At 51.6% G+C, this 25,483-nt stretch carries 21 protein-coding genes; 13 read left to right on the top strand and 8 right to left on the bottom strand.

Annotation, left to right across the window (positions count from 1 at the left end):
• Positions 1-837 (top strand): transglutaminase-like cysteine peptidase, encoded by an 837-nt coding sequence (locus BMZ51_RS17410; RefSeq protein ID WP_208979554.1) that lies wholly within the window; start codon positions 1-3, stop codon positions 835-837.
• Positions 838-857: 20 nt separating this feature from the next.
• Here BMZ51_RS17410 and lhpI read toward each other — a convergent pair whose 3' ends face one another.
• From lhpI to erpA, 8 genes are all read right to left on the bottom strand, one after another.
• Positions 858-1,814, bottom strand: coding sequence for a bifunctional Delta(1)-pyrroline-2-carboxylate/Delta(1)-piperideine-2-carboxylate reductase (lhpI, locus tag BMZ51_RS17405; protein WP_068005781.1), 957 nt, complete (start codon positions 1,812-1,814; stop codon positions 858-860).
• Positions 1,815-1,962: 148 nt separating this feature from the next.
• A complete protein-coding gene (locus BMZ51_RS17400; RefSeq protein WP_068005776.1) occupies positions 1,963-3,111 on the bottom strand; it encodes an iron-containing alcohol dehydrogenase in 1,149 nt (382 codons plus the stop codon).
• Between the two features lie 537 nt (positions 3,112-3,648).
• Positions 3,649-4,383 carry a pyruvate formate-lyase-activating protein gene (gene pflA, locus BMZ51_RS17395; RefSeq protein ID WP_068005774.1) on the bottom strand — a complete coding sequence of 245 codons (735 nt, stop codon included), beginning with the start codon at positions 4,381-4,383 and terminating at the stop codon, positions 3,649-3,651.
• A 308-nt stretch (positions 4,384-4,691) separates the two neighbouring features.
• Positions 4,692-6,983: a formate C-acetyltransferase gene (pflB, locus tag BMZ51_RS17390; RefSeq protein ID WP_208979553.1), complete on the bottom strand. Its 2,292-nt coding sequence runs from the start codon at positions 6,981-6,983 to the stop codon at positions 4,692-4,694.
• A gap of 680 nt (positions 6,984-7,663) precedes the next feature.
• The gene (locus tag BMZ51_RS17385) at positions 7,664-8,791 is read right to left on the bottom strand and encodes an alanine racemase (RefSeq protein ID WP_068005772.1); all 1,128 of its coding nucleotides are present in this window, start codon (positions 8,789-8,791) and stop codon (positions 7,664-7,666) included.
• Between the two features lie 199 nt (positions 8,792-8,990).
• Positions 8,991-10,049, bottom strand: coding sequence for an L-glyceraldehyde 3-phosphate reductase (gene mgrA, locus BMZ51_RS17380; RefSeq protein ID WP_068005771.1), 1,059 nt, complete (start codon positions 10,047-10,049; stop codon positions 8,991-8,993).
• A gap of 45 nt (positions 10,050-10,094) precedes the next feature.
• Positions 10,095-10,877, bottom strand: a complete 783-nt coding sequence (gene xth, locus BMZ51_RS17375; RefSeq protein ID WP_068005769.1) for an exodeoxyribonuclease III — start codon at positions 10,875-10,877, stop codon at positions 10,095-10,097.
• A 260-nt stretch (positions 10,878-11,137) separates the two neighbouring features.
• Entirely contained in the window at positions 11,138-11,479 is a 342-nt protein-coding gene (gene erpA, locus BMZ51_RS17370; RefSeq protein WP_068005801.1) for an iron-sulfur cluster insertion protein ErpA, read from the bottom strand.
• A 248-nt stretch (positions 11,480-11,727) separates the two neighbouring features.
• Between erpA and BMZ51_RS17365 the strand changes: the two genes are divergently transcribed.
• The 12 genes from BMZ51_RS17365 to surE all read left to right on the top strand — a co-directional run bounded on the left by BMZ51_RS17365 (position 11,728) and on the right by surE (position 25,462).
• Positions 11,728-12,945, top strand: a complete 1,218-nt coding sequence (locus tag BMZ51_RS17365) for a deoxyguanosinetriphosphate triphosphohydrolase (protein WP_068005767.1) — start codon at positions 11,728-11,730, stop codon at positions 12,943-12,945.
• 90 nt (positions 12,946-13,035) lie between these two features.
• Complete coding sequence (gene argS, locus BMZ51_RS17360; RefSeq protein WP_068005765.1) at positions 13,036-14,790, top strand: arginine--tRNA ligase; 1,755 nt, start codon at positions 13,036-13,038, stop codon at positions 14,788-14,790.
• An 80-nt stretch (positions 14,791-14,870) separates the two neighbouring features.
• Positions 14,871-17,687 carry an SPOR domain-containing protein gene (locus tag BMZ51_RS17355; RefSeq protein ID WP_068005764.1) on the top strand — a complete coding sequence of 939 codons (2,817 nt, stop codon included), beginning with the start codon at positions 14,871-14,873 and terminating at the stop codon, positions 17,685-17,687.
• A gap of 50 nt (positions 17,688-17,737) precedes the next feature.
• On the top strand, positions 17,738-18,766 hold the full coding sequence (nagZ, locus tag BMZ51_RS17350) for a beta-N-acetylhexosaminidase (protein ID WP_068005763.1): 1,029 nt from the start codon (positions 17,738-17,740) through the stop codon (positions 18,764-18,766).
• The gene (locus BMZ51_RS17345) at positions 18,763-19,635 is read left to right on the top strand and encodes a segregation and condensation protein A (protein WP_068005760.1); all 873 of its coding nucleotides are present in this window, start codon (positions 18,763-18,765) and stop codon (positions 19,633-19,635) included. Before nagZ ends, BMZ51_RS17345 begins: the two co-directional genes overlap by 4 nt.
• Positions 19,632-20,348 carry an SMC-Scp complex subunit ScpB gene (scpB, locus tag BMZ51_RS17340; RefSeq protein ID WP_068005758.1) on the top strand — a complete coding sequence of 239 codons (717 nt, stop codon included), beginning with the start codon at positions 19,632-19,634 and terminating at the stop codon, positions 20,346-20,348. The genes BMZ51_RS17345 and scpB overlap by 4 nt, the downstream gene beginning before the upstream one ends.
• 58 nt (positions 20,349-20,406) lie before the next feature.
• On the top strand, positions 20,407-21,489 hold the full coding sequence (locus BMZ51_RS17335) for an ABC transporter ATP-binding protein (RefSeq protein ID WP_068005799.1): 1,083 nt from the start codon (positions 20,407-20,409) through the stop codon (positions 21,487-21,489).
• An 83-nt stretch (positions 21,490-21,572) separates the two neighbouring features.
• Positions 21,573-21,818: a twin-arginine translocase TatA/TatE family subunit gene (locus tag BMZ51_RS17330; RefSeq protein WP_068005756.1), complete on the top strand. Its 246-nt coding sequence runs from the start codon at positions 21,573-21,575 to the stop codon at positions 21,816-21,818.
• Positions 21,819-21,987: 169 nt separating this feature from the next.
• Entirely contained in the window at positions 21,988-22,464 is a 477-nt protein-coding gene (gene tatB, locus BMZ51_RS17325; protein WP_068005755.1) for a Sec-independent protein translocase protein TatB, read from the top strand.
• Positions 22,465-22,475: 11 nt separating this feature from the next.
• Positions 22,476-23,261, top strand: coding sequence for a twin-arginine translocase subunit TatC (gene tatC / locus BMZ51_RS17320; RefSeq protein ID WP_068005753.1), 786 nt, complete (start codon positions 22,476-22,478; stop codon positions 23,259-23,261).
• Positions 23,262-23,332: 71 nt separating this feature from the next.
• Positions 23,333-24,613 carry a serine--tRNA ligase gene (serS, locus tag BMZ51_RS17315; protein WP_068005751.1) on the top strand — a complete coding sequence of 427 codons (1,281 nt, stop codon included), beginning with the start codon at positions 23,333-23,335 and terminating at the stop codon, positions 24,611-24,613.
• 84 nt (positions 24,614-24,697) lie between these two features.
• Complete coding sequence (gene surE / locus BMZ51_RS17310; RefSeq protein ID WP_068005749.1) at positions 24,698-25,462, top strand: 5'/3'-nucleotidase SurE; 765 nt, start codon at positions 24,698-24,700, stop codon at positions 25,460-25,462.
• Positions 25,463-25,483 lie beyond the last annotated feature (21 nt).

Here is a 25,483-nt window from a genome sequence, read left to right as displayed (position 1 = left end):
ATGACACTTCCCGAATACCGGGGTAAGCACCGCATGAGGCGAGGCTTGGTCCGGCGCAGTTTTGTAGGAATGGTGGTTAAGACTGCCTTTTTAACTGGTATCGTTGCCTCTATGTCCAGAGCAGGGGCACAGAGCCTGTTGTTAAGTCATCAGGATAAGTCTGGCCTTCAGCGCTTCTTTGCATTCATCAGGCTTCCCAAAACCCTCGACAAGACCAAGAGAGAGAGCTGCGGGCTGTTTGGCTCAGTAGAGATCAATGGTGGCCAAAGCCTTGCTTTTAAGAAGTGGCAGGCGATTCTTCCAGAGTGTGATAGGCAATTAGTCTCTTTAAAAGAATGTATGTCTGACCAAATGCGCTGTGCCGGATCAGTTGAGTATTGGGCACGTATCATCCGCGGTGTTGGGCAGGCAAAGTCATTACGTCAACTCTCGTTGCTCAACTCTTACATCAATGAAAATGCGGGTTTCGACCCTCAGTCAGTTCGCGCTGGGCACGCAGACGTCTGGCGTGCGCCCTTGCAGTTCCTTGGTTTTCGGGGAGATTGTGAGGACTATGCAATCGCTAAGTACTTTAGTTTGCTTGCGCTTGGTTACAGTGAGGAAGATCTTCGCTTGGTTGTTGTGAAGGACAGTCGGCGAAATGTGATCCATGCGGTGACGTCACTGCTGTTTCAGGGGGAGCGATATGTAATGGATAGCCTTAGACCAGTCGTGACCAAAGAAACAGACTTACTGCATTATCAACCGCTTGTTTCTATGCGTAGAGATATGCACTTCACTCATTTCAGAACTGATGAGATGCGGCAGCAGTTTTGGGCGCAGCATAGGGACGGTTAGAGGTACTGACGTTCATACACCTATGCAGACTTGAGTGCCTTTGAGTTTTTATAGGCAAGAACGGCTCCGGCGAGGTCTTCGAGTGCTGCACCGACAGATTTGAAGAAGGTAATCTCATTTGTGCTGGTTCGCCCTGCGTGTTGACCCTTTGCAAGATCAAATAGATCAGCTTGAACATCTTCGGGTGTCAGAGTGCCATTTGCGAGCGGGACTGTTATATCGCCAGCTTCGTTCATTGCGCCCTCACGGGTGTCCACAAATACATGAGCGCGTGATACTGCGATGTCATCTGCTTCACGCATGTATGGAGTGAAACCTCCAACGAGATCAAGGTGACTTCCAGCTTGTAGCCACTCACCTTTAACGAGTGGTGTGTTGGAAAGAGTTGCAACGGAAATGATATCAGCCTGCTCAACGGCTTGCTTTAAAGATTGTTTGGCAACCACGTTGATGGGGAGAGATGCGTTTAGGTCGCGTGCGTTGGCCTGTGCTTTATCAAAGTTTCTCCCCCATAGGTAAACCGTCGAAATCTCTCTCACTGCGCAGTGTGCCTCAATAAGGTTGGTGGAAAGCCGCCCCGTTCCAACCATAGTCATTGTTTTTGCGTCTTTTCTTGCCAGGTAGTCGGCGGCAAGTGCTGAAGCTGCTGCAGTTCGGCGTGCTGTGAGCTCCCCGCCATCGATCAAAGCAAGCGGCATACCTGTGTTCCCGTCAGAAAGAAGGTATGTGGCTGAAACTGCGGGAAGGCCTATATCTGCATTGCCGGGGAAAACGCTGGCAAGCTTGACGCCAAAGTATGCGCCAGATTGCCATGCAGGCATGAGAAGCAATGTCGCATCTGAATTACCTGGTACGCCAATTGCATGGTGGTGCCGTAATGGCATTTCACAGCCTTGCTTGAACATTTCTCTCAAGGCCTGCACCAACTGAGGGTACGGAAGTGCGTCTTTTGTCTGGGTATTGGAGAGATGCAACATGCCTGCTTGTGCTTTCTGTGGGGAATGCCTGATATGTCACAGGGATAGCGGGCCGGTGATGTGCTTGTCACTGAAGAACTCGCAGAGTGTTAGCTGTACCCACAAAAATGATTGCTAAAGCTCGTCAGTCTTGTGTGCAGCGGGCTGTTTAGCGAGCAGCGTATACAATGTCGCGGATCGCGCTGGGCGTTATGGTTCCGCGTTCGCCAAGGGCTTGCAGGAAATCACGGCTCCTAATGATATCTAAGAGAGAGTCAATCGTTCTCTGATCGGTAATGTTGGCATCAGAGAAAGACGTCGGCATTGCAAGTCCTTGATAAAACGCCTCAATTGCATCGACTGTATTTTCTGCCAGATCTGCTGCTTTGGGGAGCGAAAAGACACTAGTTCCCATCTGCTCCAATTTTTCGCGTTTTAAGTCAATTTGATTTCGCAGAAGGCTGGGCTGGATAATGGTAAGTGTTTGTGCGTGATCGATACCAAAGCGTGCCGTCAGTTCGTGGCCGATTTGATGGGTTGCCCAGTCGCTGGGCACTCCGCATGAGATGAGGCCATTCAGCCCCTGATTGGCGGCATACATCAAATTTGCACGCCATTCATCCGTTTCTCGGTCCTTATAGCTTTTACCCAGGCGGACAAGCGTTCGAAGTAGTGCTTCTGCATAGGCGTCTTGCACCAATGCACCAGTCGGGAAGGTTAGGTATTGCTCGCAGACATGGATAAAGGCGTCAACTAGGCCGTTTTTCAACTGTCGTTCTGGTAGGGTCTTCATGGCGTCTGGGTCCAGAACTGCAAAAAGCGGATACAGGTGAGGGGAATCGAATGAAAGTTTTTCAGCTGTGGCGTGACGTGTAATGACAGAGTTGTCGTTGGATTCTGAGCCTGTTGCTGGCAGTGTAAGAATGCAGGCGATCGGTGCTGCTTTTTGAACCTGATGTACGCCGCGCGGTATATCCCAAAGGTCGCCGTCGTAATGTGCAGCCGCTGCGATAAACTTGCATCCATCAATTACGGAGCCTCCGCCAACGGCGAGGATGAAGTTCAAGTCGTTGGCTTTGTAAAGAGCTACAGCTTTCTCCAAGGTTTCTATGCAGGGGTTTGCTTCAATGCCGGAAAACTCGACAATTTTGAAGCCATGGAGAGCGTCAAGCACCTTCTCATAAATTCCATTGGCTTTGATTGATCCACCGCCATATGCAAGCAGAATGCGACTTCCAGATGGTATCTGGTTGCGGATCATAGTCAGCTTTCCCTGACCAAATAGTATTTTTGTTGGGTTATGGTATGTGAACTTCATAGCACTCTCATCTTCGCGGCTTTATTCACGAGAGTTAGCGTTTAAGCCTTGGGTTGAACGGCAAAATTCGGACTTTTGAGTTCTATTCTATTGAGTTTGTGGTGTTGGCAAGGTTTGGAGAGTACAGCTTGTCTGCAATGTAAATTATGAATTCAAATTACACTTGAAAATCTATTATTTTTGTATGCTTTTATTCGGTCGTGCAGATGTCAGTTGGGGGTGATTGTAAATCCATATTCATGACTAACTGCTTCCGAGGGCCATGCCGTTCGGGTCGTTTGCGAAGTGGTTTTAAAGAAAACTGCGGTGGGTCACCAAACGTTTGTTGGCTTCCTATGGAAGGTTCAGACGCAGGGTAATGTTGAGGGAGCGGGTATCACGGCAGTGTAGGCGGTGAGGTCAATACTTTGGCAGCTGCTTCTGCCTATTGTTGTTGTTCTGTTTCTTTAAAGAGAAGCCTTGTCACGATTTGCATAGTGAAGAGTGATTTTGTAGAGAGCAGCGCTGACCGCTCTATACTTTTTGAAGGGTCAGTGCTTAATGCACGTCGAGCCCATAGTTGCGGAAAGTTTCTTTGGCTGCTTCGGTTTCTTCTGCTGTCGGCTCGCGTGTGTCTTTGAGCTGGTAAGCTTTGCCCATGGATTGCCACTTGTGTTCGCCCATTTTGTGGAAGGGCAGCACATCAACGCGCTTTACGTTGCCAAGCTCGGAGACGAACTTTGCGACGCCTTCAACATTTTCAGGGGCGTCTGTGAGGCCCGGTACCAGCACGAAGCGGATCCAGACGTCTTTTTCCATCTTTTCCAGACGCTTTGCAAACTCAAGGGTTGGGCCAACTTCAACGCCGGTGACCTTCTTGTAGGTTTCCGGTACCCAGGACTTGATGTCGAGCAGGTAGAGGTCTGCCATGTCGATGGTTTCGTCATCGAGGTTGGCGTGCAGGTAGCCGGATGTGTCTACGGTGGTGTGAACGCCCATCTGGTTACAGCCCCATAAAAGAGTTTTGAGGAACTCTTTTTGTGCCATAGGTTCACCGCCACTCACGGTCAGGCCGCCGCCACCAGTTTCAAAATAGGTGCGGTAGGTGGAGATGTCCTTCAAAAGCTCATAGGCGGAGGATTGTTTGCCAGCTTTCAGCTTGAGAGTGTCCGGGTTGTGGCAGTACAGGCAGCGCAGCGGACAGCCAGAGGTGAACACAATGTAGCGCAGACCCGGACCGTCTACCGTTCCGCCTGTTTCTACTGAGTGAACATAGCCCATGGTGTCTTGCATGGCTGGCGTCCTTTATCATTGTTTGCGAGCGGCCTGTTTTTGATAGGGAGTGAGGATTTTTCCTCTAGCCGCTTCTGCTTTTTATAATGCTTTAAAAGTAAGGTCTTTGACCTTGTTTTTAAAGATGAAATTGTGCAACGCAGCCATTCATTTTCGGCGCATGTGCGCTCCTGTCGCACTCATTTTTAGCAATTGGAGCACGTTTCAGCGGATTTGTCGCAGCAAAGAAGGCGCGGGACTAAGTCCCGCGCCTTGTCTTGGAGATTGAGAGGTTAGCGTTATCAGCGCTGACCGTTGGCCCAGTGCTGTTAGCGCTGACCGTGGAATGTACGGTTGATCACATCCATCTGCTGTTCACGGGTCAGCTTGATGAAATTCACGGCGTAACCGGAGACACGAACGGTGAGCTGTGGGTACAGCTCAGGATGTTCCATTGCATCTTCCAAGGTCTTGCGGTCGAACACGTTCACGTTGATGTGGTGACCCATGTCATGCATGTAACCGTCGAGCAGGTGGGACAGGTTGTCGATCCGTTCAGCTTCATCCTTGCCCAGTGCGCCCGGGATGATGGAGAAGGTGTAGGAGATACCGTCCTGGCTGTCTTCGTAAGGAAGTTTGCAGAGAGACTTCATAGAAGCCACTGCGCCCTTCTGGTCACGGCCATGCATTGGGTTTGCACCCGGTGCAAATGGTTCACCTGCTTTACGTCCATCCGGAGTAGAGCCAGTCTTCTTACCGTACACCACGTTGGATGTGATGGTCAGTACAGACTGTGTCGGTGTCGCATTGCGGTACATTGGCTGATTGCGGATTTTGCCCATGAATTTCTTCATGATGTCTTCTGCAATCACATCAACGCTGTCATCGTTGTTACCGAAGCAAGGGAAATCACCCTCAATTTCGTAATCAACTGCGAGACCTTCGTCGTTACGGATGATGTTGACCTTCGCGTTTTTGATTGCGGAGATACTGTCAGCAACAACGGACAGGCCAGCAATACCACATGCCATGGTGCGCAGGATGTCGCGGTCATGCAGCGCCATTTCAACGCGCTCGTAGTTGTACTTGTCGTGGCTGAAGTGGATGCAGTTCAGCGCCTGAACGTAGACCTTTGCAATCCAGTCGAGCATCTGGTCGTAAAGTGGTTCCAGCTCATCCCATTCCAGCACGTCGCCGGTGATTGGGTGCGCTTTTGGACCGACCTGTTTGCCAGTTTTTTCGTCAATGCCGCCATTGATTGCGTAAAGCATTGCTTTTGCAAGGTTGGCACGTGCACCGAAGAACTGCATCTGCTTGCCAATGCGCATTGCAGATACACAGCAAGCGATACCGTAGTCATCACCCCAGTAACGACGCATCAGGTCATCATTTTCGTACTGAACAGAAGAGGTCTCGATGGAGATCTTTGAGCAGTAGTCTTTGAAGCCCTTAGGCATATGCTCGGACCACAGAACGGTCAGGTTTGGTTCTGGTGCAGGGCCGAGGTTCACAAGGGTCTGCAGAACACGGAAGGAGCTTTTGGTGACCAATGTGCGGCCATCGACGCCCATGCCACCGATGGATTCAGTTACCCATACCGGATCGCCAGAGAACAGCGCGTTGTAATCTGGAGTACGCATGAAGCGAACCATACGGAGCTTCATGACGAAGTGATCCATCAGTTCTTGTGCTTCATCTTCCGTGATGATGCCTTTGTCCAGATCGCGCTGGATGTAAACGTCAAGGAAGGTGGTTGTGCGGCCCAGAGACATGGCTGCACCGTTCTGCTCTTTGATCGCAGCAAGGTAGCCGAGGTAAAGCCACTGAATAGCTTCTTGAGCGTTTTCTGCAGGGCGGCTGATGTCGCAGCCGTGTGCAGCGCCCATTTCCTTCAGTTCAGCGAGGGAGCGGTACTGTTCTGAGATTTCTTCACGAAGGCGCAGTGTTTCTTCATTCAGGACGTTGCCGTCCAGAGAAGCATGCTGTGCTTTCTTGTCTTCCATCAGCTTGTCGATGCCGTACAGCGCCACGCGGCGGTAATCGCCGATGATGCGGCCACGGCCATAAGCATCTGGAAGGCCGGTTACGATGCCAGCGGAACGAGCGCGGCGAATTTCCGGAGTGTAAAGATCGAACACACCGTCGTTGTGTGTTTTGCGGTGCTTAGAGAAAACCTCAGCGGTTTTTTCTGAAAGTTTGTAACCATTGCTCTCCAGAGCGGCTGCTGCCATTTTCAGGCCGCCGTAAGGCATCAAAGCGCGCTTCAATGGGGCGTCGGTTTGCAAACCAACGATCTTTTCGAGATCTTTGTTGATGTAGCCTGGTGCGTGAGAAACGATAGAAGAAACAACTTCAGTGTCAGCGTCGAGAACGCCTTTTTTGTTTTCTTCTTTCATCAACTCAAGAACGTTGTCCCAGAGTTTGGTTGTTGCAGCAGTTGGGCCGGCAAGGAAGTCGTCAGCACCTTCATACGGGGTGTAGTTGAGCTGAATGAAATTGCGTACATCAATTTCTTTGTTCCAGTCACCCTTTTTGAAACCGGCGTAAGCCTTGGGTCCGTCGTCTTTCAAGAATGGAAGAGTGTCGGCGTTGGCTGTGTCAACGTTTTGGTGAATACCCATTTTCAGGTCCTTCATCATTAGTGCAATTTTGCGGTACTTCTGCAAGTAAATATCAAGAACTTGCAGTGGGTTACGCTTTCTTGCGTCCAGTGCTTGTTGACCTTAACTGTAAGCTTTGCGAGTGCTCATATCTTGATCCATGTCAATTTGTGACTGGCCAGCAGGTCTGCAAAAAATGCAAGGCTTCTTTATACAAATGCATACATTTTTGTTCGGGTCAGATCGATTGTATTTCGTGATCTGACAGTTGATGGTTGCGCTGAGTTCAATGGTTGGCGCTGTGGTTTTAGTCTTTTGAATTCATTAGAGAAATAACAATCAACAGTTCGGGCCGCTGTTACGTTTGAGGAAGCGGAAGATCATCTGGTGGTAATTATACATAGGGCGCGTCTAGGTACATTATAGTAAGTATAATGTAGATATTGGCAAATTGCATAGCTGCCATGCGAGCTTTGAAATATTAGTGAGAGGAGTGGAAAATCCGGTTTTCGGCACCAATCAGGGGCTTGGCAGAGACAAAAAGACTCAATTTGGACACACTTGCGGAGCCGGTTTTGGTGATATCCACGGATGGTTCAGTGGGGGCGAAACGGAAAAACCGGTTTCTATTCAAATTCGTAGTGCGACAATCTGGTGTTATCAATGAGACGTGATGTGGTCTTTTGATTTTTGGGGTTGACCTACCAGCGATTACAACGATCCCACCATTGGCCTTCGTGGTTGCCATTGATCAGATTATAGCCCTCATAGGCTGCAACAGTCATGCAAGAATGGTTGGGCAGAACACGCAGCTGGGAGCCGAGTGGGTAAAGCTCGAAGGGAAGGGAGCTGCCATCGCGGGTGGTGATGTAGCCGTGTTCCTGACTGACACCTTCGACATAGAGCAACGGATCAACGTAGCCGTCCACGTCGCTTAGAAAGCCGTAACCGCAATCGTTGCGTTGGGTCGCACAGGAGCGGTCGTTGGAAATTGCCAAGCCTCCAGCATCTATCACAATCCGGTTGAGGTGCGGGGCGTGGCTGATGACTGTGGCGAGGACTGTTGCCGCAATATCTTCCAAAGCGCACATGCCCAGGTTTGCCTGAAACACATCTTGAAACATGTAAACACCAGCGCGCACATCTGTTACGCCTTCATATGAAGTGCCGAAAAGGGCAGTCGGTGTTGAGCCTATGCTTACATGGGGGCAGGCAATACCTGCAGTTTGCAGCATTGCCTTTACACTAAGAGTGGTGGTTCGTTCCTGCTCAGCGGCGGCTTCCAGTTCTGCTTTGCCATTTGCGGCATAGCTGACGCCACCGCCGTGTGCCATGAGGCCCGCAAATTCAAGATTTTTGGCACGTGAGAGAATTATCGCGGTTTCTATGGCGCGTTGGTCATGGGTGGTCACACCGGTGCGGTGGCCATCGACATCCACTTCCAAATACACTTTAGGGGCAGGGCCATCTAACTTCATAGATGAAATTTGATCAGCCATTTCTGGGCTGTCTAAACAAATTGCCATTTGAGCGCCGTTGCGGCTCAATGCCATTACCTGTTCCATCTTCTGCGGTACGATGGAGACGGCATAGAGGATATCTTTAAAGTGGGCAGAGGATAAGTACTCGGCTTCCTTCAGTGTGGAGACCGTCCAGCTTTTTGCACCGTGGTCCTGAAGGATGCGGGCGACCTCAATGGATTTAGCGGTTTTAAAGTGCGGACGGAGTGGAACGCCGATCTGCTTAAAACGATCCGCCATGCCTTTGATGTTTGCTCGTAGCACCGTCTCATCTAACAGCAGGCATGGTGTGTGAAGGTGTTCAAGCATTGGTCAGGCTCCACGAATTTTTGGAATTTTGCGGCAACCCTTATCAGGTCCAAACTGGACCACACTGAGAGCTATCGCATTTGTCATAGGATGATGAGATCATCTTATTTCAGGGCGTTAAGTGCTCTGAAATGGCCTTGCACTTTATCAGTCGTTCGGGGCGCGGGCCTAGGCACGCGCCCCGCCTTGGCGACTTTACTTATTTCTTTTTCCTACGCGCAGGGCCTTTGCGTTCAGCGGACTGGGCCCAAAGATTGATGTTTGCTTCGATCGCGTACTGATCGATTGCAGCAAGCTCTTCAGCGGTAAAGTCCAGGTTGTTGATTGCTGCGGCGCAATCAATCACTTGTTCTTTGCGACTTGCACCGATCAGGGCGGAGGTGACGCGGCCGCCGCGCAAGACCCATGCAAGTGCCATTTGAGCAAGGGTCTGACCGCGACTTTGAGCGATGTCGTTGAGCGCGTGAATGTTCTTGAGTGTGGCCTCGCTCAGGAAAGTCTCATTCAAGGATGATGCTGATTTACCTGCGCGGCTGTCCTGCGGAATCCCATTTAGATATTTGCCGGTCAACATGCCCTGTGCAAGTGGGGAGAAAACAATGGAACCAATGCCTTCGTCCTCGAGCGTATCGAGCAGGCCATCCTCTTCTACCCAGCGGTTCAGCATGGAATAGCTTGGTTGGTGGATGAGGCAAGGGGTGCCCAGCTCTTTCAGGATTTTTGTCGCTTCTTTGGTGCGCTTGGTGTTGTAAGAGGAGATGCCAGCATACAGCGCCTTGCCCTGACGGACGATCTGGTCGAGCGCCATCATGGTCTCTTCCAGCGGTGTGTCCGGGTCGAAGCGGTGGGAATAAAAGATGTCCACGTAGTCCAGTCCCATGCGTTTTAGAGACTGGTCACAGCTTGCTATGAGGTACTTGCGGCTACCCCATTCGCCGTAGGGGCCGGGCCACATGTCATAGCCTGCTTTGGAAGCGATTACGAGTTCATCGCGGTATCCAGCAAAGTCGGTGCGCAGAATTTCGCCAAATGCGGTTTCAGCGCCGCCAGGGGGCGGGCCGTAGTTGTTTGCCAGATCGAAATGCGTGATGCCCAGATCAAAGGCGGTCCGGCACATTTCGCGTTTGCTTTGATGCGATTTGGTTTCACCAAAGTTCTGCCAAAGTCCGAGCGAGATGGCTGGCAGCTTGAGTCCACTCTTGCCGCAGCGGTTGTACTTCATGGTGTCATAGCGGTTTTCAGCTGGTTGCCAAGCCATAGGATGCCCTTTCAGACTTTGAATGTTTTTGCTACGAGGAAGGGGTTATGCGGTCAACTCAACCCAAACAGGGACGTGGTCAGAGGGTTTTTCCCAGCCGCGCACGTGCTTGTCGATGCCTACTCCTTGCATTATACGGGCTGCTTCTGGAGAGAGCAGCAGGTGGTCGATGCGGATGCCGTTGTCGCGCTGCCAAGCCCCGGCCTGATAATCCCAGAACGTGTAGGTGCCAGCGGCGCTGTTGGTGGCGCGTACGGCCTCTGTAAAGCCGAGGTTGAGCAGGGCGCGGAAGCGTTGGCGGCTTTCTGGGCGGAAAAGAGCGTCACCGACCCAAGCCTCTGGCTTTTTTGCGTCTTCCGGCTCAGGAATGACGTTGTAATCGCCGATCAATAGGAAGGCTTCTTCCTTTTTGAGCTGCTCTTGAGCATGCTTGTGAAGACGGTCCATCCAGCGCAGTTTATAGGGGAACTTTTCTGTTTCAACAGGGTTGCCATTTGGCAGGTAGAGGCAGCCGACCCGGATTGGTTCGTTGTCTCCAGCAATGACAGCTTCGATGTAGCGGGCTTGCTCGTCTTCGTCATCGCCCGGAAGGCGGCGGTTTACCTCTTCAAACGGGCGTTTGGACAAGATTGCCACACCGTTGAAGCCTTTTTGGCCGTGGGTTTCCAGATTGTAGCCGAGCTCTTCAAAGGGCGCGCGTGGGAAATTCTCATCAACCGATTTAATTTCCTGAAAACAGGCGACATCAGGCTGCTCTTCTTGCAGCCATTTGAGAACCGTTTCTAACCGCGCTTTGACGCCATTAATGTTCCAGCTTGCGATTTTCATCGGGTCTCCCTTTCACAAAACAGCAGATATATGCTGCCGTTGAATTTGATTGTTAAACGGTTCTAACATGGCATGCGCTGGGAGCAAGGCAAGCACGGAAACCGGGTGTGGATGGGTATAACTGGTGATGCCAGAGGAGGATAAACGTGTTTGCGCGGAAATGTGCGTTGGTTTGAGCGGATTACGGGATTCTTGCGTTGATCTGAATGCGAGGCTTTTGGCCCCGCAAAGTTATTCCCGTGCTGCAAACCTGACGTAAATTAGATGGAGAAGCTTGTACCACACCCACACCCAGCAGCGGCCTGTGGGTTGGTGATTTGGAAGGACTGCCCCATGATGTCTGTGATGAAGTCAATTTGTGAACCAGCCATGTATTGCAGGGAGACACTGTCGATCAAAACGGTTGCGCCAAGTTTGGCCAGGACGAGGTCGTCCTCCTCCTTTTCCTTGACGATGTCATATTTGTATTGAAACCCGGAGCAGCCTCCGCCTTCAACAGAGATGCGAAGCATGCTGCCATCAGTTTCCTTTGAGAGAATTTGAGCAACGCGTTTTGCAGCATTGTCTGTCAAAGCAACTGTATTTTCTGGGGTCTGGGTCATCTGCTCGGTCATGGTTTCATTTCAAGGCTATCTGGGAAAATCCGCAGCGGCTTTTATCTTTGTATTATCTCTATGAATATTTAAGTGTTCTAAGCTGTAATTTCCATAGGTTTTTATTTCTAAATTGCATTTGGTTTGTGCGGGTGGATGTTCACGGTGCCTTTACATCTGTTATGTCATTGCTGTGATGAGAGAAATACATCCCAAAGCTTGGGGATTTTGTGATTATAGCGGGTGGGGGATAAAATTTGGTCAAGACGTTAGGGTACGGGGCACAACCCAGAGCCGATTATGCGGTTGATCCTGAACACAGCCTTGGTCGGCTAATGCCTGAAGCTGATAGCGCGACGCGAACGCCGTTTCAGCGGGATCGCGACCGGATCATCCATTCGGCGGCCTTTCGGCGTTTGAAACATAAGACGCAGGTCTTCGTGTATCACGAAGGTGACCACTTCCGAACCCGCTTAACTCATACGATCGAGGTTTCGCAGATCGCGCGGTCTTTGGCCCGGGCTCTGCGTTTGGATGAGGATCTGGCAGAATGTCTGGCGCTTGCCCATGATCTTGGCCATACCCCCTTCGGTCATGAGGGGGAGGATGTGATGCATGTTTGCATGGCTGGGTATGGCGGGTTTGACCATAATGCTCAATCCTTGCGGATCGTAACTGATCTTGAGCGGCGTTATGCGGAGTTCGACGGGCTTAATCTGGCGTGGGAGACGCTGGAAGGTCTGGTGAAACACAATGGGCCGCTGACGGATCGCTCCGGCGCGCCGTGTGGGAAGCTTGCAGGTCAGCCGCTGCCGTTTGCTGTTAGAGAATATGCAAAGCAACAGGATTTGTTGTTGTGGTCGTGGCCAAGTGCAGAGGCACAGGTTGCAGCCATTGCTGATGATATTGCCTATGACGCCCATGATCTGGATGATGGCTTGCGTGCGGGCTTGCTCACCTTTGAGGCTATGAAAGAGGTGCCTTATCTAAAACGTATTTTGGATGAGCTGGAGCTGAAATATCCCGGTCTTGAAGATGCAAGGCGCATTCACGAAATTGGCCGCAGATGTATCACCGGCATGGTCGAAGACGTGATTGCGGAGAGTATTTCGCGAATTGAGCAGCTTTCTCCGAAGAAAAGCGGGGATATTCGCGAAGCAAATGGTCCTGTTATTGCCTTTTCAACTGAAATGGCGCGAGAAGAGCGCGAGTTGAAAGAGTTTTTGTTCGCCAATCTGTACCGGCACCATAGTGTTCTGGAGGTTCGTAAGCAGGTCGCTAAAGTGGTTCGGGATTTATTCCATGGCTACTTTGAGGCACCGGACCGAATGCCAGAGGCTTGGGGTGAGGGATTGAAAGGCGAAAAAGATGAGGTGGTGGCCCGCAGGGTCTGCGACTTTATCGCAGGTATGACGGACCGTTATGCCATTGACGAACATCGACGACTATTTGACGATACCCCAGAACTGGGGTAATTCGCCAATTTATACACTCTTAATCTAAGGGAGTTACAGCGACGTCTTAGCTCGCAACTCCCTGTGACCTGTCAAACTAGGCTATTAAAAATGAACATCTTTGCAGACTTCGCCGAAAGGGTAAACAGTGTAGTCAAGGGCCTTGACCTTGCTGCTGACGCGCCGGAGCTGGATCTCCGACGTGTGACTGTTGAACCGCCTCGGGATGCTGCTCATGGCGATCTGGCAACCAATGCTGCCATGGTGCTGGCTAAACAGCTGAAGATGAAGCCGCGTGATCTTGCTGAAAAGATTGCGGAAGGCCTGCGCGCCGACAGTGAAGTTGATGCTGTTGATGTTGCCGGACCTGGCTTCATCAACATTCGCGTGAATAAAGTTTTGTGGGAACGCGTGCTCGCAGATGTTGTTGCTAAAGGTGATAAGTTTGGCGCTGGTACCAGCGGCGGTGGTTTGAAGGTGAATGTGGAATATGTTTCTGCAAACCCGACCGGACCTATGCATGTGGGCCATACACGTGGTGCTGTCGTTGGTGATGCGCTGGCCAGTTTGTTGCAGTTTGCTGGCTTCGATGTGACCCGCGAATATGTGATTAACGACGCCGGTTCTCAGATCGATACTTTAGCAAACTCCGCCTTTTTGCGTTACCGCGAGGCGCTGGGTGAGGATATTGGCAAGATCCCTGAAGGCTATTATCCGGGCGAATACCTTATTCCGGTCGGCAAGGCGCTGGCAGAGGAATATGGCGAGCGCCTGAAGGACATGGATCAGGGTGAGCGCCATGCTCTGCTCAAAGATTATGCCGTCGATAAGATGATGGATATGATCCGTGAAGATCTGAGCGCCTTGAATGTTAAGCACGACGTGTTTTTCTCAGAAAAGACCATGCATGGTCAGGGGAAGGCTATTGACCTGACGCTGGATGCGCTGCGCAAGCGTGATCTGGTGTACAACGGTACTTTGCCACCACCAAAAGGCGAAGTGCCTGATGACTGGGAAGACCGTGAACAGACCTTGTTCCGCTCCTCCAACTATGGGGATGACAGCGACCGTGCGCTGGTGAAATCTGATGGCAGCTACACCTACTTTGCAGCTGACGTTGCTTACATGCGTGACAAGATCGAGCGTGGGTTCAAAGAGGTCATCTTTATCCTCGGTGCCGACCATGGCGGCTATGTGAAGCGTCTGGAAGCGATCGGTAATGCGATTTCCGGCGGTGATGTAGAGGTTGTCGTGCGTTTGTGTCAGCTGGTGAAGCTGTACAAGAACGGCGAAGAGTTCAAAATGTCCAAGCGCTCTGGTAATTTCATCACCCTTCGCGATGTGGTTGAAGAGGTGGGCGTGGATGCGGTACGCTTTATGATGCTCTATCGTAAAAACGATGCGCAGCTGGACTTCGATTTTGACAAGGTGAAAGAGCAGTCAAAAGACAATCCGGTTTTCTACGTTCAGTATGGTCATGCCCGTTGTCAATCTGTGCTGCGTCAGGCTGCTGGGGAGCTTGATTGGTTCTCAAATACAGCTTCTGAATTGCAGTCTGCAGATTTTACACAGCTTGAAGATGAGGGTGAACTCGCCCTGATTGCAAAGATGGCTCAATGGCCAAGAATAGTAGAGGGTGCCTCGGAAAATCACGAGCCACACCGCATTGCGTTTTACCTTTATGAGCTGGCCAATGCGCTTCACAGCCACTGGTCTCGAGGCAAGGAAAAGCCGCAATTACGCTTTATTAATGATAAAACGCCAGAATTAACCAAAGCTCGACTCGCGTTAGTCTATGCAGTTTCACAGGTAATTGCTTCTGGCCTCAATGTTTTGGGCGTCACAGCACCAAATGAAATGCGCTAGCGCCTGAGCATAGTTGATAGAGTACTGGAGGTTCGCGGTGGGGATTGCGAGCCTCTTATTTAAGGGATAACACCGCTGCAATGACTAATCGCTCCAAGTATCCGGAACCGGGTGAGGTTTCTGCCAGACAAACGGCAGGCGATGAACCGCAACAGTGGGCAGGCGATCAAGATCCGCTTGTAGAACTTGCCAGAATTGTCGGCGAAAGCACTGCTGCCGCTGGCCGAACAGGTTCTCGCGCCGAAAGTCGTCTACCAGAGCGCCCGCTGTACCCAGCACGTGATGACCACAGTGCAGGTGGTGAGGCCGACTATGGGTCTGATAACGCATTTACTGCGCAGACCAACGATTTCTCAGTGGGTGCAGCTGATGCCCACGAGCCTTCGCAAACTCAAGATTCTTTTGCTGCTCTGGATGCGATTTTTGCCGCGCCCAAGGCATCTGCGCCAATGGGGCAATCCGATCCATTTGCAGACTTGAGCGCTGCTGTCGCACCATCGGGTGCGCATGTGGATCCTGTTGATTATGTGAGTGATCTACCGCCAGTGCCAAAAGCTGGGCAATCGCCTGAGCCGCTGGCTGCTGCGCCAGTTGCACCGCCTGTGTCTCATGAACCAGTGCATGAGCCACAGTTTGCGGCTTCAGATGAGGTTTCTGCTGAGGCCGAGATGGGTGATATTCTCTCTCGTGATCTTGAAGAGAGCCTCGTTGCTTCGCTCAATCAGTTGCAGGTGGAGCGTGAGCAAACGCCGCGCCCGCAACAAACTGTCAGCCGGGCGGCACCAGAGCTTGAAGAGTTCGAGGTTGCAGACGCCCGTCCTGAACCAACACTGCGCGAGCGCCTTGAGCGCAACCGTGTTGAGCATCCGCAGATGATGGCGGCAGAGCCAGTTCCTGAGCCTGTTGCTCCTCCTGCAGCTCTGGCTCAAGAGGCGGCTTCTACAGAGCCCAAGGCCCTCAACGAGCTGTCACAAAATGATTATGACAAGTGGCGTGCTGAGCGCGCTGCTGAGCGTGCGAGCGCTGCTGCTACTCAACCTGTGCAGGCTGTTGCTGAGCCACAATTGCGGGGCACGCATGATGATATGGCGCCTGTTGTTGCCGATGAAGTGGCGTTTGAGCCGGATTTGACGGCCTTTGCCATAGATACCGGCGCTGATCTGGATAGCGAGCCTGTTTCTGCCCCTTCTTCTGGGCAGGAAGCACTCATACAGTCCAAGCATCTTGAAAATGCATTGCTAGCCGAATTCAGCCTTGAAGAGGACCTGCAGCAAGGCGCTGGCGGGTCTGCCCATGAGCTGCATTCCCAGACGGATTTGGCGCAAACGATTGAAGAGAGCGTTGATGACATCTTTGCCGATGAAATTGCGCAGGAGCCCGAACAAGACCCTGAGCCTGAGCTGGCGCCGGGAGTTGCTGCGGAGCTGAATGAATTTGAGCGCATGAGCGCAGGCTTTGAGACTGCCGCTGAAGAAGTCGATCCCTTCGCAAATGAGGGTGATGATGCGTGGCAGCTCGATGAGAGTGTGACCAATGACTCCTCTTTGGATGAAATGTCATGGCCTGCTGCTGCTGAGAAGTTAGCACAGACTGAGGCTGCTCATCAGGCTGCATTAAGTTCTACGGTTAAGCCGAGTGATGATCAATCTCCGCCTCCTGGTGGGTATGATCTTGATGCCGTTGCTCAGGCAATGCGCAATGAAGACCCAAGCCTCGATGGCGGTGTATTGCCCCAAGCTGTGCCGCGGGTTTCTGTTGATGTGCCTGAGGACGAGCAGACAACACACGGTGCTGGTATGCGCAAGGGCCTGATGGCCGCTTCCTTGATTGGTGCAGTGGTCGTTGTTGGCGGAGCTGGCCTGTTCCTGTTTGATTTTGGTGGCTCTGGCGGTGATGCGACACCACCACCGGTTATTCGTGCTGATGCCTCGCCAATGAAAGAGGTTCCAGCTGCTTCTGATCAACCTAAGAACGATCAGGCTAAGGTGTTTTCTCCGCAAGAGGCAACGCAAGCGGCAAGCGGCGAGAAGATGATACAGCGCGAAAACGCGTCCGTAACACCATTGCCACCTGCTTCTAGCGATACAGATACTGCCAAGAGCAATGTGTTTGAAGTGAACCCGCCGAAGAAAGTTCGCACTGTTATTGTACGGCCTGACGGAACCATTGTGCAGCGTGAAGGTACCGGTTCCATCGCTTCTGCAGATGCGCAGCCGCGCATTGTAACCAGCACGGTTCGTAACAGTAATCCGCAAGGCGCGACTGGCACGACAACGCCAGCCGTTGCAGCCAATACTGGTCAATGGGCTCCGTTGCCGGGCGAAACACAAAGTGCAAGCCAGCAGGCAACACCAACCAGTTTGCAAGATGCCTTCGCTAATGCTCCAGTTGCGAGCGCAACTGAAACCCGCAATACATTGCTGGGTGTGAGCGTTGTACCACAGTCCAAGCCATATGTTGTTGCGTCTGCAACGAGTGGCGGTGTGCAATCCAGCCAATTGGCTCCATTGCAGGCTCAGCCAACGTCGCAGGTCAGTAATGCGCCACTTAATCTGACTGGTAGTCAGGGTACACAAAGTGCCTCTGTGAACCCACAGACACTTGCTCCTACGCCGGTGCCAGGTGATGGAGTGGTTGGCGAGATTCCTGGTGGAACCTACATTGTGCAGGTTGCATCGGTGCGTACAGTTGATCAGGCACAAGGGCAAATCCGCTCTTACAATCGTCGTTATCCCAACCTGATGGCGCTCGTCACACCTGTGATTACACGCGCTGATCTGGGTGATAAGGGTGTTTACTACCGCATTCAGGTTCCGTTTGACGGACCGACCAGTGCAAATACTTTCTGCGGCGAATTTAAAGCCTCAGGCGGTGACTGTTACGTTCGCCGGAACTAAATGGCTTTGGAGCTTGACGCACACCTTGCGTCAAGCTACCAGCTCTAGCTATGTTTTTAAAATCGTTCATTTCTGGATGTTTCGGGCCTGAGCTTAGCGCTGAGGATAAAGCCTTTTTTCGCGACCAAAACCCTGTTGGTCTGATCTTATTTGCACGCAATATGGAAACGCCTGGCCAGATTCGCCGGCTTTGCGACGATTTTCGCGAGGCCGTGGGCCGCGCGGATGCTCCTGTTTTCATTGATCAGGAAGGCGGACGGGTTCAGCGTTTTGGCGCTCCTCATGTGCCGGTTTATCCAGCTGCTGGTGAAATTGCGCGGCTTTATCGTCAGGATGAAGCGGGCGCAAAACGCGCAGCTTACCTTCATGCTTTGTTGATTGGGCTTGATCTGGTGGACCTTGGTCTTTCAGGGAACTGTATTCCATGCCTTGATATGCCAGTGGACGGGGCCAGTGACATTATCGGGTTGCGGGCGTATGGCTGTGATGCGCAGCTTGTAAGTGTCTTGGGCCGCGCTGCTATGGATGGTTGTTTGGCTGCTGGGGTGATGCCTGTGATGAAGCATATGCCTGGGCATGGACACGCACTTGTGGATAGCCACCTATCTTTGCCGCGGGTGAGTTGCACGCTGGAGGAGCTTGAGGCGAGGGATCTTTTACCTTTTCAGCATTTGCGCGACTGCCCGATGGGTATGACGGCCCATATCGTCTTTAGTGAGATTGATAAAGATCATCCTGTTACGCAATCTTCCCATGCTATTCAGCGGGTTATCCGTGAGGCGATTGGTTTTGACGGTGTGTTGATCAGTGATGATATCTCCATGAAAGCTTTGGGCGGGGACCTGAAGGGACGCGTGGAGAAGATCGTTGCAGCCGGGTGTGATCTTGTTTTGCACTGCAATGGTGAGCTGGACGAGATGAAACAGGTTGCAGCCTGTGTGCCAGAGGTCAATGGTAAGCGTCTTGAACGACTTGAGGCTGCTATGGCTCGAAATACTCAGGTGTTTAACGGGGATGAAACGCATTTGCGCACAGAGTTTGATGAGCTGTGTGCTGCTGCAAGAAGGATTGATGCTTGAGTGACATTGAGGCCATGGAGCAGGTAGAGGATGCATTGGCAGACGCAGGGGGCATTGAGCAGCCTGCGACTGGTGAGCCTAACTTGCTCGTGGACGTGGATGGGTTTGAAGGCCCGCTTGATGTTTTACTTAGCCTTGCACGCAGTCAAAAGGTCGATATCACCAAGATCTCGATTTTGGCATTGACTGAGCAATATCTTGATTTTGTGCGTGAAGCACGCCGGTTGCGTTTGGAGCTGGCTGCTGATTTTCTGGTTATGGCGGCGTGGCTTGCCTACCTGAAGTCCCGTCTACTTATTCCCCAGCAAAAAGACACTGACGAGCCGACGGGCGAGGAACTTGCCGCAGCGCTGGCATTTCGGCTACAGCGTTTGGAAGCGATGCGAGAGGCCTCTGCACGGTTGATGGGGCGCTCTCGTTTGGGGCGCGAAGTGTTTGCACGCGGTGCGCCTGAGACCGTCTCTGTTGAGCGCCGCAGTGTTTGGACTGCAACGCTTTATGATTTGCTGATGGCTTATGCCTCGCAGCGTCAACGCAATTCAGTCACATCTGTCTATGTGAAAAAACGGCAGGTGTGGTCACTGCAGGACGCACGAGAGATTTTGAACCGCCTTGTTGGGCAGGTTGCAGTTTGGACGCCGATTGAGCGATTTTTGATGGTGTATCTTGAAGACCCGCAGGAGCGGACGACAGTTATGGCCTCTGCGTTCTCAGCAAGTTTGGAACTGGTACGCGAAGGGGTGATTGATATTCAGCAGTCAGGGCCCTTTGAAACAATATATGTGCGAGCCTCACAGCGCACGCCAGATGAGGCGGAAGCTCATGAGAGCGCCGCAACCTCGCAGGAAAAGGAAGTTGTGTTGTCATGAGCAAGGCATCTGATCCTTTGGGCAGTCCTGCTGCAGATGAGGTGGTTGAGGCCACTGATGCTGGTGAGCTTTTGGAAACAGAGCGCATGGTCGAAGCATTGATTTTTGCGAGCGCTGAGCCGTTGAGTTTTGCTGAGCTTTCCAAGCGGATTCCAGGAGGCCGCGATATTCGTGGTGCGCTCAACCGGTTGCGGGCGTTTTATCGCAAGCGCGGTGTTCAGTTGCGATCCACCGAGGATCGTTGGTCGTTTCGCACGGCAGAAGATTTATCGTTCATTTTGTACCGCGAGGCGGTTGAACAGCGTCGCTTGTCGCGTGCGGCTTTAGAAACGCTTGCAATTATTGCTTTTCACCAACCTGTGACCCGTGCGGAGATTGAAGATATTCGCGGGGTCTCTACCTCTAAAGGCACATTGGATGTGCTTTTGGAAACGGGTTGGGTGCGCATGCGTGGTCGTCGCAGAACACCGGGGCGTCCTGTTACCTACGGAACGACTTTTGATTTTCTAGATCATTTTGGTCTGGACACCATCAAGGATCTCCCAGGTCTGGAAGAGTTGAAGGGGGCGGGGCTGCTTGATAGCGCTATTCCTGCCAGCTTTCATGTGCCAGCACCCGATGACAGTCTTGATCTGACTGAGGATGAAGATCCTCTGGAAGAAAGTGAAATGTTTACAACTGGCGCACTTGAAGAAGACGCCGGAGAAAAATAAACACATGCAGGAGTGCCGAGCAATTGTTCGTTCATCCTGTGAATTTGAAGAGGGACAAATGGAGCCAGGGAAGGTTGCAGCGCCAGAGCGGCTGGTGTTTGACGATATCTACCATAATTATGGGGACTTACCTGCGGTTCGCGGTGTTTCGCTTTCTTTGCAAAGCGGGGAAGTGTTGTGCCTGTTGGGGCACTCTGGTTGCGGAAAAACAACATTGCTGCGCATTGCTGCCGGGGTTGTTCGTCAGCAGCACGGAAGTGTTCGCATCAACGGCTTAGTGGTTGCTGATGAGCGCAACTTTCTACCACCGGAAAAGCGCGGCGTTGGGCTCATGTTCCAGGACTACGCGCTGTTCCCGCATCTAACGATTCTAGATAACGTGAAGTTTGGTCTTTCCGATTTAGGGGGAGATGTTGCTGAAACGCGGGCCCGTGATGCCTTGGAGATGGTCGGGCTTGACCGGTATGCGGAAGATTATCCGCATGGACTTTCTGGCGGTGAGCAGCAGCGCGCAGCATTGGCGCGTGCGATGGCGCCGCGCCCGCACACTTTGCTGATGGATGAACCGTTTTCAGGTCTTGATAGCCGGTTACGCGATAGTGTGCGCGCGCAAACTCTTGAAATGATCAAGCAGCAAGGTGCAACAGCTGTCGTGGTCACGCATGACCCGGAAGAAGCCCTGCGTGTGAGTGACCGCATTGCGCTGATGCGCAACGGAGAGGTGGTGCAGCTGGGGTCGCCAGAAGAAATCTATTTCCACCCCAATAGTTTGTTTGCAGCCAAATTCTTTTCTGACCTCAATGAGATACCCGGAAAAGTTGAAGGTGGCCGGCTTGTCACGCCTATCGGGAACTTTCCTAATGCGGACCTTGAAGAAGGGTCTCATGCGACCTTATGTATAAGACCTCATCACTTAAAGGTATGTCATGGTGCGGGGCAGTTCAAAGGCAGAGTAGTTTCACGTGCAATGGCAGGTGAGGCTGACCTTTTGGACGTACAAGTTGATGGATTAATACAGCCGCTACGTATTCGTACGAGGGATGTCTTACAATTCTACCCAGAAAATGTCATAGATCTGTGTATAGATGCAGAGAATGTTTTGGTTTTTGGGCAAGAGACTGCAGTAAATCATAGTGGGTAATTCCTATAGATACTACCTATTAGTATCTAGGGGATGTAGTGTCTTCTCAAAACATGGTTCAGAGTTCTTAAGGAGTTTGGTTGATGGGCTCAATTGGTATTTGGCAAATTGTCATCATCGCGGTTGTCGTAGTTCTGCTTTTCGGAAGAGGTAAGATCTCCGAGTTGATGGGTGATGTTGCAAAGGGCATCAACAGCTTCAAAAAAGGTCTAAGCGACGATGCTGCGGAAGCTAAAGAAAAAGATGAAGATCCTAAAGTGATCGATCATGCACCAGGCAAGAGCGTGAATGCTCAGGAAAAAGCTGAGGACACCGCTAAAAAGGACTAAGTGTTCTTTTATGGGATCGATGCAAATTGTTTAGGGAAAGTCGGTTTAATCGTAGCTTGTGGTATGGTTGCTACGTCTTTCCCTAGTGGATGTGCCGATAACCGGCACTGTGTTGTCTATGAGACTTTTTTGAGGTTGTCGTAGACGACAAAAACGAAACGGCCTCTTTATGTTCGATATCGCATGGACAGAGCTGCTCCTTGTTGCTGTGGTTGCCATTTTGGTGGTTGGCCCCAAAGAACTGCCGGGTATGTTGCGCACAATCGGGCGCACAATCGGCAGCGTGCGGCGTATGGCTGGCGAATTTCAGTCCACGTTGAATGATGCTGTCAAGGAAGCGGAAAAGCAGTCTGGCATCGACGAAATGCGCAAGCAGGCCGATGCAGCGCAGAACTTCAATCCGCTTGGCGATTTGAAGAAAAGCCTTGAGGAAGAAAAAGCGAAACTTCAGGAAGGTTTGACCAAGACAGAAAACGAAGTGAAATCCTCGCTCAGTGAGGGCACGGCTTCTGAATCTGTTTCGAAAAGCGCTCCTGTAAAAGCTGAAGTTTCTGAGAAAAAGGTTGTTTCTTCATCAGAACTGGCTTCCGTACAGAAAGCCAAAGAAAGTGCCGCAAGCACTCCTTCCAGCAAAGATGAAAGCTAGGGCGGCTATTTATGAGTGATAACGAAGTTGAAGATTCGCGCGCGCCATTGATCGAACACCTGATCGAATTGCGTTCTCGGCTGATGAAGTCGGTAATCGCGATCTCTATTGCGTTTGCGGTTTGCTTCTATTTTTCAAATGATCTTTTCAATTTTCTCGTGCTTCCTTTTGAACAGGCTGCCGGTGAGAACCTTGAAGTTCGTCTGATTTATACTGCGCCACATGAGTGGTTCTTTACCCAGATGAAGCTTGCACTGTTTGGTGCGCTTTTTGTGGCCTTTCCTGTTCTAGCAGGGCAGATTTACATGTTTATGGCGCCAGGGCTTTATAAGCATGAGCGCAGTGCATTTATTCCATACCTTATTGCGACGCCGATTTTGTTCGTGATTGGTGGGGCGCTGGTTTATTACCTTGTGTTGCCAATGGCGATGGGTTTCTTCCTTGCGATGCAACAGATGGGCATGGACGGGCAGGCCTCAATTGAGATGTTGCCACGCGTGAGCGAGTACCTGAGCTTTGTGATGGTGCTTATCTTTGCGTTTGGTCTGGTGTTTCAGCTTCCGGTTGTGTTGACCCTTTTGGGTCGCGCCGGTCTGGTAACCTCAGAGTCTCTTAAGGGAAAGCGTAAATACGCTGTTGTTGCAGCCTTTGCTGCTGCGGCAATTTTAACACCTCCGGACCCGATTTCGCAGATCGGTCTTGCACTTCCCACTCTGCTTCTCTACGAAGTCTCCATCTATTGTGTACGGCTCGTCGAGAAAAAACGCGAAGAGAAGGAAGCGGAAGAAGAGGCCTAGGCTAAACTTCCCCTTTGATTGCGAGTTCCCGGCGGGTCATTTCAAGGCAAGCCTGCCGGGGTTACTAAGTTATGCTTGATATCAAGTGGATTCGTGAAAATCAGGAGAGCTTCGATGCAGCTCTCGCCAAACGCGGCCAAGAACCACGCGCTGCGCACCTCGTTGAACTCGATGACGCGCGCCGATCTCACACCACTAAGCTTCAGGAGGCGCAGCAGCGCCGTAACTCGGCATCCAAAGAAATCGGCATGGCCATGGGCCAGGGTGATACGGAAAAAGCCGAAGCCCTGAAGAGCGAAGTTGCCGAAATTAAAAGCTTTATTCACAACGGTGAAGAAGAGCAGCGCAAGCTGAACGCGGCTCTTGAAGATGCTTTGGCTGTTATCCCCAATATTCCGTTTGAGGATGTGCCTCTTGGTTCCGATGAGGCGGATAACGTTCTGCTGCACACGTATGGCGAGAAGCCACTCAAGAATTTTGAGCCCAAAGAGCACTACGAACTGGGCGAACAGCTTGGCGGTATGGACTTTGAAACGGCTGCCAAAATGTCTGGTGCCCGTTTTGTGTTGCTGAAGGGCCAGATTGCCCGCCTTGAGCGTGCGATTGGCCAGTTCATGATTGATCTGCATACGCAAGAAAATGGCTACACAGAGGTTTCACCGCCACTGCTGGTGCGTGATAACGCGCTTTACGGTACGGGCCAGCTGCCTAAGTTTGGTGAAGACCAGTTCCGCGATAAGGACACCGGTCACTGGATGATTCCGACTGCAGAAGTTCCGCTGACCAATATGGTTGCAGGTGAAACACTTGCTGCGGCAGACCTTCCGATGCGCGTGACAGCACTTACCTATTGCTTCCGCTCAGAAGCGGGATCTGCTGGTCGTGACACAGCTGGTATGCTGCGTCAGCACCAGTTCCAGAAGTGTGAACTTGTTTCCATCACGGATGAGGACAGCTCCATGGAAGAGTTGGAGCGGATGCGTGAGTCTGCTGAAAAGGTTCTCAAGCTGCTTGGCTTGCACTACCGTGTTGTGACACTTTGTGTTGGTGATATGGGCTTTGGTGCTCGTAAAACCTACGATATTGAAGTTTGGCTGCCGGGTCAGGACGCTTACCGCGAGATTTCTTCTTGCTCTGTTTGTGGTGACTTTCAGGGTCGCCGCATGAACGCGCGTTATCGTGTGGAAGGCGAAAAGGCGCTGAAGTTTGTTCATACTCTGAACGGCTCTGGCGTTGCCGTTGGTCGCTGTTTGATTGCAGTGATGGAGAACTACCAGAATTCTGATGGAACAATTACGGTTCCGGAGGTCCTTCGTCCTTACATGAATGGCCTTGAAGTCATTGGTGCATAAATATTGGTAAACTCGTGATTTTGCTGGGACGGGCCGTTGGGCTTGTCCAGCGAAATTGTGAGGTTGAAAGGGAATTGTTGCAAAATGCGTATCTTACTAACCAACGACGACGGGATCCATGCTGAGGGTCTTGAGGTTTTAGAGCGCATTGCGCGACAGATTTCTGATGATGTGTGGGTGGTTGCTCCAGAATCCGACCAGAGCGGTGTGGCGCACTCTCTTTCGTTGAATGACCCTTTACGTGTACGCCAAATTGACAATCGCCACTTTGCTGTGCGTGGTACGCCGACCGACTGTGTGATTATGGCGGTACGTTCCATTATGGACAGTCCTCCTGATCTGGTTTTGTCCGGTATCAACCGCGGCGCCAACATCGCTGATGATGTTACCTACTCCGGTACCGTTGCTGCTGCCATGGAAGGTGCTTTGATGGGCGTGCGCTCAATTGCGCTGTCTCAAGCGTATGCCTTTGGGAGTGAGGCTGGACCGAGTTACGATACTTCAGAGGCACATGCCGTTGGTGTCCTGCGGAGCTTGATGGAGTTTGATCTGCCAGCTGATACGCTGCTTAACGTGAATTTTCCTAAAGACCGGCCTGAGAACGTCAAGGGCGTTAAAGTTGTGCGTCAGGGTAAGCGTGATGCCGGGTCTTTGTATATTGAAAGTCGCCGAGATGGCCGTGGCAATCCGTATCACTGGCTTGCTTTTAATAATGGCGTGCCAAGCGTGCGTGAAGGAACTGACATTGAAGCGTTGAAGGAAGGCTATATTTCTGTCACGCCGCTGCACCTGAACCTGACAGCTGATGAGTTGATGGGGCAGCTGGAAAAGAAATTCGAAAATTCCTGATCCATTTGATTTGAGCTTGCT

The sequence above is a fragment of the Pseudovibrio axinellae genome, assembly GCF_900110875.1.
In the GTDB taxonomy this organism is placed as follows: Bacteria; Pseudomonadota; Alphaproteobacteria; order Rhizobiales; family Stappiaceae; genus Pseudovibrio; species Pseudovibrio axinellae.
Note: the sequence above shows the minus strand (reverse complement) of the source record. Positions and strands in the feature narration are given on the sequence as shown.

What these genes read in the sequence shown, in the direction of transcription:
- tatC (WP_068005753.1), top strand. Translation starts at nt 22,476, where the DNA reads ATGAGTGATAACGAAGTTGAAGATTCGCGCGCGCCATTGATCGAACAC.
- BMZ51_RS17335 (WP_068005799.1), top strand. Translation starts at nt 20,407, where the DNA reads ATGGAGCCAGGGAAGGTTGCAGCGCCAGAGCGGCTGGTGTTTGACGAT.
- tatB (WP_068005755.1), top strand. Translation starts at nt 21,988, where the DNA reads ATGTTCGATATCGCATGGACAGAGCTGCTCCTTGTTGCTGTGGTTGCC.
- BMZ51_RS17355 (WP_068005764.1), top strand. Translation starts at nt 14,871, where the DNA reads ATGACTAATCGCTCCAAGTATCCGGAACCGGGTGAGGTTTCTGCCAGA.
- BMZ51_RS17410 (WP_208979554.1), top strand. Translation starts at nt 1, where the DNA reads ATGACACTTCCCGAATACCGGGGTAAGCACCGCATGAGGCGAGGCTTG.
- pflA (WP_068005774.1), bottom strand. Translation starts at nt 4,383, where the DNA reads ATGCAAGACACCATGGGCTATGTTCACTCAGTAGAAACAGGCGGAACG.
- erpA (WP_068005801.1), bottom strand. Translation starts at nt 11,479, where the DNA reads ATGACCCAGACCCCAGAAAATACAGTTGCTTTGACAGACAATGCTGCA.
- scpB (WP_068005758.1), top strand. Translation starts at nt 19,632, where the DNA reads ATGAGCAAGGCATCTGATCCTTTGGGCAGTCCTGCTGCAGATGAGGTG.
- nagZ (WP_068005763.1), top strand. Translation starts at nt 17,738, where the DNA reads ATGTTTTTAAAATCGTTCATTTCTGGATGTTTCGGGCCTGAGCTTAGC.
- argS (WP_068005765.1), top strand. Translation starts at nt 13,036, where the DNA reads ATGAACATCTTTGCAGACTTCGCCGAAAGGGTAAACAGTGTAGTCAAG.
- pflB (WP_208979553.1), bottom strand. Translation starts at nt 6,983, where the DNA reads ATGGGTATTCACCAAAACGTTGACACAGCCAACGCCGACACTCTTCCA.
- BMZ51_RS17385 (WP_068005772.1), bottom strand. Translation starts at nt 8,791, where the DNA reads ATGCTTGAACACCTTCACACACCATGCCTGCTGTTAGATGAGACGGTG.
- BMZ51_RS17400 (WP_068005776.1), bottom strand. Translation starts at nt 3,111, where the DNA reads ATGAAGTTCACATACCATAACCCAACAAAAATACTATTTGGTCAGGGA.
- mgrA (WP_068005771.1), bottom strand. Translation starts at nt 10,049, where the DNA reads ATGGCTTGGCAACCAGCTGAAAACCGCTATGACACCATGAAGTACAAC.
- lhpI (WP_068005781.1), bottom strand. Translation starts at nt 1,814, where the DNA reads ATGTTGCATCTCTCCAATACCCAGACAAAAGACGCACTTCCGTACCCT.
- xth (WP_068005769.1), bottom strand. Translation starts at nt 10,877, where the DNA reads ATGAAAATCGCAAGCTGGAACATTAATGGCGTCAAAGCGCGGTTAGAA.
- BMZ51_RS17330 (WP_068005756.1), top strand. Translation starts at nt 21,573, where the DNA reads ATGGGCTCAATTGGTATTTGGCAAATTGTCATCATCGCGGTTGTCGTA.
- surE (WP_068005749.1), top strand. Translation starts at nt 24,698, where the DNA reads ATGCGTATCTTACTAACCAACGACGACGGGATCCATGCTGAGGGTCTT.
- serS (WP_068005751.1), top strand. Translation starts at nt 23,333, where the DNA reads ATGCTTGATATCAAGTGGATTCGTGAAAATCAGGAGAGCTTCGATGCA.